Below are 12608 nucleotides of genomic sequence, written 5' to 3' on the forward strand. Positions count from 1 at the left end.
CTCTGAAAAGCACCCGGAACTCTTTTATTCTCCGTCCTTTGTAAGAAATGCAAAAAGAAATTTCACCGCATCCAGCATAACGGCCTCGTCGATATCGAAGCGCGGGTTATGTACCGGATAAGCCTGCTCTCCTTCCTTTCCTGCCAGAAATACCACCCGCATTCCCGGAACAATTTCAGCATATAAAGCAGCATTATCCGCTGCCAGAAACGGCTTTTCTCCCAGGTAACATTTGTCACCAAACAGCTTCCGGCCAATCAGCATTCCTTTCTCCACAAGTGCATGGTCATTCACAAACGGAGGAATCTCCCCGGTGACTTCCAGGTGAATTTCCGCTCCTGTATCTGCCTCTATTTCTTTGATTCTTTTTTCCAGCACAGCCAGAATCCCCTGAAAATCTTTTTTTGAAAATGTCCGTAAGGACCCTTCCAGAACCGCATGGTCGGAAACAATATTCCGCCCTGCTCCGGCCTGCATACATCCGAAAGCAAGAACAAACGGATGCTCTCCCAAAAAGGTATCGTTGATTTCCCTGACCGCAACCACAAGCCTTGATGCCGCGTACATCGCGTCTATTCCCTCTTCATACTGAAAGAAATGGCTTGCCTTGCCTTTGATTTCAACCCGCAGGCCGCCAATCGCAGCCGTTGATATACTTTTCTGAATTTCCATCGCACGCGTCTCCTGATTCGCAAAATGAAAAATCAGAATACCGGCAGGACACGGATTTTCCAAAGCTCCGTGATCAAGCATAAACTGCGCCCCTTCTCCTGTCTCCTCCGCCGGTTCAAAAATAAAACGTACGTTGTATCGCAGTTTTTCCCGATTCCGCGACAAAACATGGGCCAGGCAAAGCAGCACTGCTGTGTTGGCGTCGTGGCCGCACGCATGCATCCGCCCCGGATATGCAGAGCAAAACGGCAGTCCCGTCTTCTCCTCAATCGCCAGTGCATCCATCTCAGCGCGCACCACAAACACCGGCAGGTCTTCCCCTGCCGTGAGCCCAGCAATCACTCCCGTCTCCCCGGTCATCCGGCATGGAATTTCAAACTCTTTCAGCTTCTGCACAATATACTGACTTGTCCTTTGTTCCTGCATGGCAAGCTCCGGATAGCGGTGCAGCTCATGGCGCATGTCCCGCAGCTCCTCCTCGTACCTGTTCAGCCATTCCAGCGATCCAACTGTTTCTTTTTTTCTTTCTGTTTCTTTTTCTGTCACTTTATCTTCCCCATTCTGTCGTTCTTTTCACAACATTATAGGGCAAACATTACGCTTTCGCAAGGAAAATTCCTGCCAGTTTCCCGTTCCATACCTATTTCCCCTGACTGTCCTCCGATAAGGTATACAGGGTTACCTCTCCTGACCCATGGTTCGCTGAAAAAATCTTAACCGTTTTGCCTTCCTCGTATACGCTGATCTGAGTCGGTCCCACTTCCGATTCAATGAGTATACGTACTCCCGTTTCCAGGTCAATGATCTCAATCTGCCTGTCCCCTCCGCGGCTTCCCGCAATCAGAGAACCCCTGCCAAACAGCTCCCCGATCCAGATTACATGGCCAAAATTAATATCATAGCTGTACAGGCGTTCATAAGACTGGTCCGACAACTGATATACGGAGGCCGTATCCCCGTGAAACGGCTCTATGACGCCGGCATATTTCCGTCCGTTTATTTCCGCAATGGAAATATCGCTCGTGGGCCTCGTTGTCAGAAGTTCCGGAACTGCTGTCTCTGCTTCACAGTAGCTGGACAGGTCAAAATGCAGTATGCCGTTCTCCGCGCAGATATAGACCTGATTTCCATTTTCAATGAATAGACCATGGTTTTTTGTCAGACCGTCAAACAGCTTTGTCCACTTCCATTCTCCGTCCGGCTGCTGCGGAACCGGGCTCATCCAGAGAGCGCCCGGCTTTGTCCAGTCCTCCTGAAAATCCTTGTCCCGACATAACTGACAACCCAGAACAAAGAGCCCGTTTCTGTTTTCCACAATCCCGATCCGATGGCAGTACGGAAGCGGCAGCACCTCCCTCATTTTCCAGGGGCTCATATAACCGTTTTCCCCAGGCTCCAGCAGACAGACTGCCGCTTCTTTAGACTGAAAAACAGGATAGAAACGCACAATCGCCAGTAACTGTTCCCTGCCCGGAATCTGAATCACATTCATGACTCCGGTATCTCCCCGCCAGAGCTCCGCATATTCGCCTGTCTCTGAATCAATGATATAGGCCTTCTCATCTCTCGCCTCGCTCACTGCTGCAAGATAACGCTTTCCCTGCAGGAATATCTCGCCTGTCACATACACCATTGGAAGGTCAACAATTTTACGCTTATCAATTCTCATTTTCTTTCCGCTCCTTTTCTGCTCAGGCAGTCGCCTCTGCCCGGGCCGCCTGTATTTTTTTCATCTGCACATCAAGCAGTACAGCCAGTACAATGATCGCTCCTGTGACAATCGACTGAGCCAGCGCAGGCACGCCCAGAAGATTCATAGCGTTTACAATCAGTGTCAGAATCAGCGCGCCGATCACTGCGCCAAATACGCTTCCCTCTCCTCCTGCCATTGATGTGCCTCCGATTACGATTGCAGCGATAGCCGTCATCTGGAAAGTATCTCCCATGCCGGCCTGCGCCGCGCTCTGGCGCGCAACCTGGAGGATTCCTCCCATCGCAGCCCCGCAGCCGCTGATAATATACACAAGGAATAAAGTCAGAAGCGTATTAATGCCGGAGTACTTTGCCGTCGTGTAATTTGCTCCCACGCAGTACACCTGTTTCCCGAATTTGCTGCGCTGGAACAGCTGATACATCAAAAATGTCACGCCCAGAGCAATGATGGTGATCAGCGGAAAGCCCAGGACATTTCCGGACGCCAGCATACGGAACTCTTTGGGGAAGCCGGAAAAAATATCCGAACCCATCAGAATCAGCGCCAGGCCGTTTGCTATGTAGCTTACTCCATAGGTAGACACGAAGGGCGGTATTTTCACCACGCCGACAAGAAATCCGTTGATACAGCCAAAACTCATGCCAATCAGGATAGTCAGTATGATCGCAACTGGAATTGAAACATGATGGTTCAGAAAATAGCCGCACGCACACCCGCACAGCGACATCACTCCGCCGATAGAGTTGTCGATACCGTGCGTCAGGATACAGCCCGTCGCACAGGCAGCCAGCACCAGTAAGACAGAGGACTGGCGGAAAATATTCAGGAAATTACTTACCTTAAAGAAATCCCTGGAAATGAACGACATCACCACGCACATAACGATAAGGATGCCGACCCGATATATACCGGTTTCAAAGAAGATACCAAAAAAATCTTTTTTCCGTTTCTCCATAATGATTACGCCTCCTTTCTCGCTTTCAAAAGCACATCCGTAGAGATGGCCACAACAACAATCAGGCCTAACAGAAAGGACTGCGACTGGGGCGAAACCCCTGAAATATTCAGTCCTGTCTTCAATATCTGGATAAACAGTACGCCCAGCATGGTTTTGAAAATATTTCCGTTTCCTTCTGAAAACGAATTTCCGCCGATGATCGTAGCCGCAATTGCATTGAATTCCCACTGTTTTCCGTAATCAGGATGTCCCGACGCGGAGCGTGCGGCAAACAGGATACCAGCCGTTCCAACCAGAACACCGATAATCGTAAAGATGATGACTTCCGCTTTTACCGGATCAACGCCTCCCAAGAACAGCGCCTCGCGGTTGCCTCCAAGACCATACATGTTTCTCCCGAACGACGTTCGATACACGAGAAGCCATACCATCCCAAATACAAGCAGCGCAATGATCATAACCATCGGAATTCCGAACACGCTGCCGTCTGCCAGGAAGCGGAAATGGTCTTCCATCGCCGGAATCGAAACGCCGCCCGTAATCAGAGAACCCACGCCGTAAAACATCGTGCCGAAGCCAAACGTCGTGATATAGGCGGGCACTTTAAATCTCGCGATAAATATGCCGTTTAAAAGGCCGCAGCACGCCCCGGTCAGTACCCCGGCTACCGCACAAAGCCATACCGGCATTCCGCTTCTCATCAGCAGGGCGATAATTACCGTACAAAAAGCCATATTGTTGCCAACCGACAGATCAATCTGCCCGACTAGCACAGCCATTGTTTCCGCCAGAGCCAGTATCAGAAACGGGGAAGCCTGTTTGATGATATTGATTGTATTTCCCCATGAAAGAAACTTCTCTCCCGTAAAAGAAAAGGTAATAATGATAATCGCAAGCATCCAGATAACCGGCTCAATACTTCCGACGATCTGAAGCGCGCCTTTTCGCGGTTTCTTATTTTTCATTGTCTATCCCCGCCTTTCGATCCCAGCATATAATCTGCAATGTTTTTATCCGACAGCTCTTCCCGTTTCAGTTCCTTGACAATACTGCCCTCATACATAATATACACCCGGTCACACATGCCGATGATTTCCGGCAGATCACTGGAAATCATCAGGATTCCTCCGTTCTTTTGCACAAAATCATCCATCAGATTATGGATTTCTTCTTTTGCGCCTACGTCTACGCCAACCGTGGGTTCATCAAAAATCAGAAACTCTGATTCTGTTACCATCGCCTTGCCGATTACGACCTTCTGCTGATTTCCGCCGGACAGATTCCCGACCAGCTGCGCCCGTCCGGGCGTCTTAATGGACAGAGCCTTGATCATCCGCTGCGCATACTCTCCTTCTTTTTTCCGGTTATAGAAAAAACGGCTCCAATGCCTGAACGCGCTCAATGCGATATTGGAAGCCACGCTGAAACGTAAAATCAGACCCTCGTATTTTCTGTTTTCCGGAACCAGATAAGCGCCGCGGTCAATCATAGAGGACACCGAACGTGGTTTGATTTTTTCACCCTTGTAATAAATAGAGCCGGATAAAATCCGGTTCATTCCGAAAAGACTTTCCGCCACTTCGGTACGCCCTGACCCGACAAGCCCTGCCAGCCCGACAATCTCCCCTCTGTGGACACTCAGAGAAATGTCTCTCTGACCTTTTTTCAGATTCAGATGCTCCATGCGAAGCAGTTCCTCTCCCGGAGCATTTATATTCCTGCTGTAAAAACTGGAGACATCACGCCCCACCATACATTTGACAATTTCATCTTCATTCATTCCTTCGCCAGACATCGTCCCCACATGATGTCCGTCACGCAAAACAGAGATTTTGTCCGCCAGTTTTTCAATTTCCTGCAATCGGTGGGATATGTAGATCACAGCAACTCCCTGTGCTTTTAACTCCAGAATTTTTTTCATCAAGCTCTCTACCTCCCGCTCGGATAAAATTGCAGTAGGTTCGTCAAAAATAATCAGTTTTGGTTTCAGATTCACCACCCGGGCAATATCAATCATTTTCCAGACCGAGGCGCTGAATTCCTTCACCGGACGCGTCACATCAATATGGATTCCAAAACTATCCAGCAGCTCTTTAGAACGCACCTCCATCTGCCGGATGTCAAACAGCCTTGTCCCCGGAAGCCTAAGCTCATGATTCAGAAAAATATTGCGCGCCACACTCAGCCACGGCACCAGCATCAGTTCCTGATGGACTGCTTCTATTCCGGCCTTTGAAGCCTCCAGCGGACTAGCCAGCTGAATTTCTTTCCCCTCCATATAGATTTTACCCGAGGTCGGTTTGTAAGCGCTTAGGATCATCTTAATCATTGTCGACTTTCCGGCACCGTTTTCTCCAACTAATGCATGAATCTCTCCGGAGTAAAACTCAATGCTCACATCGCTTAATGCCTTCACACCTGGAAATTGTTTGTCTATGTGTTCCAGTTTCATCAATGGCATCATATGCATTTCCCCCTTCTGAAGCATATTAAAATATGGGGCTGCTGCAAAAGGCAGCGTTCCAACAGCATATGGCTTCGATGTTTTTTGTATCTTTGCCATATCATGTATGGATTCGCCGTTTTGCAACAGCCCCATCTGCTCATTTAAAATTACTTAGCATCCATCCACCATGCCATATTCTCAATATAATTATCAATTGTGGATGCATCATTCACAACGTCCTCCGCATTCATGAAATCCGGCCATGCCACGTATTCCGGGAACAGATCGCCGTCGTTCAGGTACTTCACCAGGAACGCTCCTCCGATATAGCCCAGGGATACCGGGTCCGGATTGATTGAAACCGTCAGTGTTCCTTCCTGCATTGCGTAGGAAGCATCTTTGTTACAGTCAATGCCAGATACGCCAATGCCGCCGTCTTCAAAGCCAAGCTGCCAGCCTGCATTTTCCATTGCTGCAATTGCGCCCATAGCACATTCGTCATTTCCGCCGATTACCCAGTCAATTTCATCCTCGCTGTACTTCTGTGTCAGATTCTCCATAACACTCATGCTGGTCGCGCGGTTGAAATTCCCCGGCTGCTCTTCGATCAGGTTCAGATCCGGATATTTCTCAAACACAGCATGCGTGGCATTGATCTCATCAATTGCATTCTGTGCCTGTTGCGGGCCTGTAATGTAAATAACATTTCCCTTATAGTCCAGCTTTTCTGCCAGATATTCTGCAATCAGCGTCGCCTCGTCCGCATATTTGGTTCCGTACCAGCCGTAAATCTTATCTGTATTGGCCTTCGTCCCCTGTACCAGCACCGGAATTCCCGCGTCCCATGCTTTTTCCAGAGCCGGAACGATACCATTTGAATCTACCGGATGGATACAGATTGCATCAACCCCGCGCTGAATCATATCCTCTACCAGACGGACCTGGTCCTCGTTGCTGTCCGCAGTCTGCGGAGAAAGCAACACTGCTTCAAACCCAATATCCTCTGCTGCTTTATGGAAGCCGTTCAATACGCCGTTCATAAACGGATTCGTATTATTTTTCACGATCATGGCAATCGTGTATTCTTCATTGGCTTTAAGGTCTGTCGTCACATTCCAGGAAAGTCCCTGAACCGGATACTCGATGCTCTCCGGTCTCTGCGCAGCCGGATCGTTGAAAGCAACCGGTTCTGCCATTGCAATGACGGGTGTGGTAAGTATCATCGACGCTGCGGCAATTGCTATTAATTTCTTCATAAAGTAAACCCTCCTTTTATTTTTCTCCGTTTTACCGGATAGGTTCTTCGTTTAGATACCTTTTACACCTCTTCTTTGCCTGCGTTTCCATAGACATAGCTCTTCTCCCAGTCATACCGTTCCTGCCAGTCCGGATACTTGTATTCCCACATAGAAGCGTCTCTCGGATATTCATACAGACCACCGCTTTTCATAACGCAGGCAACCATTCCCGGATGATTTTCCTGAACAATACGCTGGAGCTGATGCGGGTCAATTTCGCTGCTCGCCCAGTTTTCATAATGATCCGGAATAACCACCTTTGCGCCAAGATTTTCCGTTACTCTCATAACATCCCACGGGTTCATCTTATCGGTTCCGCCAGGTGCATTGTACCCCATATCTGTAATAACAACGTCAATCTTATTTCTCTGACCCACAGCCTTATATCCGTCATTGTAGAGCGTATCACCCAGGAAAATAACGGAATGCTCACCTGTATCAAAAATAAAAGATACCGCATTCGAATCAAAATCCAGCGGATCGCCCGGCTGATAATCGCCGGTCATACAGGCCATGCTGTCGTAGTTGCGTTCTACCTTCACCGTGACGTCTTTGCACTGGAACCGGTCGCCCGGTTTTACCTCAAGGATGCGTTCTTCCGGTACGCCCCACTGTCTGAATAATTTGCAGGTGTTTTTCGGTCCTACAAATTTACAGTCCGTTGTCTGCAACGTTGCCTGAACCGTATAGTAATCTGCATGGTCCTGATGGTGGTGCGTCGCAAAGACGTAATCCAGAGTCTTTAATTTCCACGGGTCAATGACATGCGGATTAATTCTCAGCCAATGCAGCTTTGGCGCCCCGGTCGTACGGCAGACACCGCAATATTCATAGTTGCTGCATAAAGAAGATCCTGAATAATTATCAACCAGAAAGGTAGCCCCTCCTGCTGATTTGTAAGCCCAGCTCGGCCCGCCTAACATCCACAAGCCAAAAGCTCCTTCCGGAAACTGCGCTTCCTCAATTTGCTGGTTCAGCATGCAATGCCATTCCGGAAAACATTCCTCCAGCCAGATTTCTCTGGTCATCTTACGTGGCACGCCCGTTCCCTTGCTGTCTGGAACAGTATCCTCGTAACGACGGATTGCCACTTTTTCATCAAATGCGCTCATAAAACCCTCCTCCAATCTTGTGATACAATGATTATTTTGTCACCTTCCATACCCCATTTGTCCTGAAGTTTATACGTAGTATACCATATCACTTTTCCTCAGTCAATGAAATTATGTGCAATTTTATTATTTTAAAACTATTTTATCATTATTTTTGTGTCATAATTTCATTTTTATCATATTTCTTCCAAACGCAAACTTAAAAAGAATGCTCAAAAATGTATTCTAAAGCGTATGCTATGGCACAAAAAAAGACCGGCATAAGCCAGCCTTTCGTTCTTCGTTCCTCTTTCTATCTATTTATAACAATTTGTCCTGCTTTTCCAGTACGGCGGCAGCCGTTATCGTATCCGTGATCAGAACGTCTATCAGCTTTCCCCGCAGCGCTCCGAGAATTCCGCTTACCTTTGAGGGACCGTGCGCAATCGCAATTTTTTCTTCCGCTACCTTCAGATATTCCCATGGAATACTGATGCATTTACGATTCCAATCACAATCCAGCCAATTCCCATTTATATCAAAGAATTGCGCACATATGCTTCCCACTGCTCCCAACTGTTCCAGCTCAATCCGATGCTGCTCCGTCATATATCCCCACCAGATCGGCATATTGCCATTGACGTCGAACGTTCCGATACTCATCAGCATCAGATCGCATTTTTTCATCAGAGCCAAAGCCTCTGCCACTGAAGCGTCTTTCATCAATTCATCTTTCACGCCAAGATCGTCCACATAGACCGGCGTATTCAAAAAATAGGCTTTGCCGTCAAATGTATTCGCCAGAAAATCTACAAGCTCTGCTGACATATCCTGGTTGATGCTCGCCCCAATGGTCTGTACCACCTTTAAGTTACAGTCATGTTGTTTTCTCAACATATGTACCGTCCCCGTCACATTATGACTTCCGGTGATCCCAAACACGCAGTCTCCCTTTAATTTATCCGAAATATATAATGCTGCATAGTTTGTCAGCCCTTCAATGGCGTTCGACGTCCGATCCCCTTCAAAGCTGGTCAAAACAATCGGATTGCTGATCCCAAACTTTTCCTTCAATTCATTTTCATAAGAATGAACGCGGGATAAATAATGTTTTACCTTAATATCTACAATACCAAGTTCCTGGGCTTTCTGAAGTATCCTGCTTACCTTTGATCTCGAAAAATATAACTTCTCAGCTATCTCCGGCTGCATCATCCCCAGTTCATAATACATATGGGCAACCTGTGAGTAAATAGCCAGCTTATCCTCCCTTACAGATCCACCACGCTTTCCCATCCCCCATCTTCCTTTCTCATTTCTAATCTCTCGTTTTTCATCTCAATCAGTATAAACTTTCCCATTATCTCTGTCAATCCAATCAATTATCCTTTTCCACCTGATTCCCAAACATGAAAAGTCTTTGTATTTCATAAATTTTTATTGACAAACCGCCTTTCATGTGTTTAAATCTTCATATGAGCATTTATTCATATAAAGGAGAGCTATTATGAACGCTATTTTCAAAAATACAAAAATTCCTTTCTTCCACGCCGATGACTGTAGCTGTGGCGGCAGTCATGAACATCATGAACACGACTGTGACTGCGGCCATGAACACCATGAACACGACTGTGACTGCGGCCATGAACACCATGAACACGACTGTGACTGCAGCCATGAACACCATGGACACGACTGCGATCACAACCATAAACATTCTGCCGAACCACGTGCAACCGCCAACAGTCTTATACCCGCAAAGGCCGTTTATGTACTGGAAAACCTCAGCTGTGCGCACTGCGCTTCTAAAATGGAAGAAAAAATTAATGCGCTGAATGGTGTTGAATCTGCAACGATTACATACGCCACAAAGCAGCTGCGCTTAAATGCGCCGAATCCGGACGCACTGCTGCCTCAGATTCAGCAGATCTGTACTTCTATTGAATCGCAGGTGATTGTACGAAAAAATGAACCGGAGGGAACTGCTGGCCGATCGAATTTATCGCATACACACGATATTGCTGACAATGAGCATTCTGTAAAAAAAGAAACGAAAAAAGAACTTCTCGAACTGGCCGGGATTATCGCCGGAGCTGTACTTTTTCTTGCCGGTGTCCTCACAGAGCATTTCATCCCCGGATCTAGTGAACCGTTCCGGCTTCCTGTGTTTGTGATTGCCTATCTGATTCTCGGTGGACCCATCCTGCTGGAAGCTGCGCGAAACATTTCGCACGGTCAGATTTTTGACGAAAATTTCTTGATGAGCATCGCCACACTTGGGGCTTTTGCAATCCGGGATTATCCGGAAGCAGTCGGTGTCATGCTCTTCTATCGTGTGGGAGAATTTTTTGAACATAAGGCAGTAGAGCGAAGCCGCAGTCAGATCATGGGCGCTGTTGATATGAGACCGGAAACTGTAAATCTTGTTTCCGAGACAGGTTCAAAGATTATTCCCGCCCGGGATGCACAGCCGGGAGACATTCTTCTTGTCCGTCCAGGTGATCGCATTCCGCTCGACGGAACAATTCTCGAAGGAAGCAGCCGTATTGATACATCACCGATTACCGGTGAACCTGTTCCGGTTACGGTAAATAGCGGAGACGAAGTTATTTCCGGATGTGTCAACACCTCCGGCCAGCTAAAAATCCGGGTAGAAAAACCGCTTGCGGAATCTATGGTCACGCGCATTCTTGATTCCGTGGAAAACGCTGCTGCCAGCAAACCAAAAATTGACCGTTTTATTACAAAATTTGCCAAAGTCTATACTCCGTGTGTTGTGTTTGGCGCAATAGCAGTTGCCATCCTACCTTCTTTGTTCACCGGAAACTGGCATTACTGGATTTACACTGCAATTTCCTTCCTCGTTATGAGCTGTCCGTGTGCTCTGGTTCTCAGCGTGCCTCTGGCATTTTTCTCCGGAATCGGTGCCGGCTCTAAAAAAGGAATCCTGTTTAAAGGCGGTGTCTCAATCGAGGCGCTTGGTTCTGTTCACTCTGTTGTAATGGATAAAACCGGAACCGTCACAAAAGGGGATTTCCGACTGCAACGCATTACAACGTGCAGTACCTGGAGTGAAGATGATCTGCTTCGCATCTGCGCAGGCTGCGAACAGAATTCTTCTCACCCAATTGCAGTCAGCATCGTAGCAGCAGCGAAGGAAAAAGGAATTGTATTTGCCGTACCAGAAACGCTTGAGGAAATCGCAGGCCATGGTATCAGCGCCACGGTAGCGGAAGGTCATGTACTGTGCGGTAATCGTAAGCTGATGGAACGTTTTCATATTGATCTGACGAAAATGCCTGAAGCCTCCTACGGTGCGGAAGTCTTCCTTGCAATCAACGGAACACCTGCGGGCTGTATGGTAATCTCAGATACGATCAAGCCTGATGCAATTTCCGCTATTCGAAAGCTGAAAGCGCAGGGACTTCATACCGTCATGCTGACCGGAGATTCCCAGGCCACAGCTGACGCCGTAGCTCGTGAAACCGGGATTGATGAAGTACACGCAAAGCTTCTGCCACAGGATAAACTGCAGCTTCTTTCTCAGGTAAGAACAGCACACGGCGCCGTTATGTTCGTCGGCGACGGCATCAATGACGCTCCGGTGCTCGCAGGCGCCGATGTAGGTGCTGCCATGGGTAGTGGCGCAGACGCAGCCATCGAAGCGGCAGACGCAGTCTTTATGACTTCTGCCATGGAAGCAATCCCCGATTCGATTTTCATCGCGCGTTCAACCAGCCGGATTGCCATGCAAAATGTAGTATTTGCATTGATCATCAAACTGATTGTAATTGCACTCGGTCTTGCCGGATTCGCAAATATGTGGATGGCCGTATTTGCAGACACTGGAGTGGCTATGCTCTGCGTACTGAACTCAATCCGGATTCTCTATAAAAAATAAAAATATCCTGCCAAAACTTAAATCCGGTCTTACCCTTGACCATTTTATATTTTTCCGCTAAAATATATCGGTAAAGCAAAAATACATTCTGATACCAGGTTCTTCGCTGAATGGAACGAATAGGAGAAACTTATGATTACTTCAAATACGACTTGCCTTGCCGATGAGGAAACTCTGTACCGCGTTGCCGAACTATTTAAAATCTTTGGTGACCCGACACGGATTCGGATTCTCCATCTGCTTTCAGACAAAGAATTATGCGTACAGGATATTGCAGATGGACTTGAAATGACACAGAGTGCTATCTCTCACCAGCTCCGGATCCTGAAGCAGTCCGCACTCGTAAAATTCCGGCGCGACGGAAAGACCATCTACTACTCTCTTGCGGACGACCACGTAGCGACCATCCTCATGCAGGGCCTGGAGCACGTATGTGAATAAATATTTTGAAATGTTATAAAATTCTGAACTGTAAAAACGGGTGAATCGTTTTATGATCTATTTTGATCATGGAGCAATTCACCCGTT

Annotated in this window: 10 protein-coding genes; 2 read left to right on the forward strand and 8 right to left on the reverse strand. The window is 47.6% G+C overall.

What is annotated here, in order from left to right:
- Nucleotides 1-24: 24 nt before the first annotated feature.
- From AC6I2O_RS01200 to AC6I2O_RS01235, 8 genes are all read right to left on the reverse strand, one after another.
- Nucleotides 25-1218, reverse strand: a complete 1194-nt coding sequence (locus tag AC6I2O_RS01200; protein ID WP_497741565.1) for a M20 metallopeptidase family protein — start codon at nucleotides 1216-1218, stop codon at nucleotides 25-27.
- A 94-nt stretch (nucleotides 1219-1312) separates the two neighbouring features.
- The gene (locus AC6I2O_RS01205; RefSeq protein WP_497741566.1) at nucleotides 1313-2341 is read right to left on the reverse strand and encodes a hypothetical protein; all 1029 of its coding nucleotides are present in this window, start codon (nucleotides 2339-2341) and stop codon (nucleotides 1313-1315) included.
- Nucleotides 2342-2363: 22 nt separating this feature from the next.
- Entirely contained in the window at nucleotides 2364-3341 is a 978-nt protein-coding gene (locus AC6I2O_RS01210; RefSeq protein WP_497741567.1) for an ABC transporter permease, read from the reverse strand.
- A gap of 5 nt (nucleotides 3342-3346) precedes the next feature.
- The gene (locus AC6I2O_RS01215) at nucleotides 3347-4309 is read right to left on the reverse strand and encodes an ABC transporter permease (RefSeq protein WP_497741568.1); all 963 of its coding nucleotides are present in this window, start codon (nucleotides 4307-4309) and stop codon (nucleotides 3347-3349) included.
- Complete coding sequence (locus AC6I2O_RS01220; protein WP_497741569.1) at nucleotides 4306-5808, reverse strand: sugar ABC transporter ATP-binding protein; 1503 nt, start codon at nucleotides 5806-5808, stop codon at nucleotides 4306-4308. Before AC6I2O_RS01220 ends, AC6I2O_RS01215 begins: the two co-directional genes overlap by 4 nt.
- Nucleotides 5809-5957: 149 nt before the next feature.
- Nucleotides 5958-7046, reverse strand: a complete 1089-nt coding sequence (locus tag AC6I2O_RS01225) for a sugar ABC transporter substrate-binding protein (protein WP_120391397.1) — start codon at nucleotides 7044-7046, stop codon at nucleotides 5958-5960.
- Between the two features lie 62 nt (nucleotides 7047-7108).
- Nucleotides 7109-8200 (reverse strand): MBL fold metallo-hydrolase, encoded by a 1092-nt coding sequence (locus tag AC6I2O_RS01230; RefSeq protein WP_497741570.1) that lies wholly within the window; start codon nucleotides 8198-8200, stop codon nucleotides 7109-7111.
- 300 nt (nucleotides 8201-8500) lie between these two features.
- A complete protein-coding gene (locus AC6I2O_RS01235) occupies nucleotides 8501-9475 on the reverse strand; it encodes a sugar-binding transcriptional regulator (RefSeq protein WP_120391395.1) in 975 nt (324 codons plus the stop codon).
- A 211-nt stretch (nucleotides 9476-9686) separates the two neighbouring features.
- Here AC6I2O_RS01235 and AC6I2O_RS01240 point away from each other — a divergent pair, with 211 nt between their 5' ends.
- Nucleotides 9687-12080, forward strand: a complete 2394-nt coding sequence (locus tag AC6I2O_RS01240) for a heavy metal translocating P-type ATPase (protein WP_497741571.1) — start codon at nucleotides 9687-9689, stop codon at nucleotides 12078-12080.
- Between the two features lie 132 nt (nucleotides 12081-12212).
- The gene (locus AC6I2O_RS01245) at nucleotides 12213-12521 is read left to right on the forward strand and encodes an ArsR/SmtB family transcription factor (protein WP_120391393.1); all 309 of its coding nucleotides are present in this window, start codon (nucleotides 12213-12215) and stop codon (nucleotides 12519-12521) included.
- Nucleotides 12522-12608: the final 87 nt, after the last annotated feature.

The organism is Blautia sp. St.27G3, from assembly GCF_059728505.1.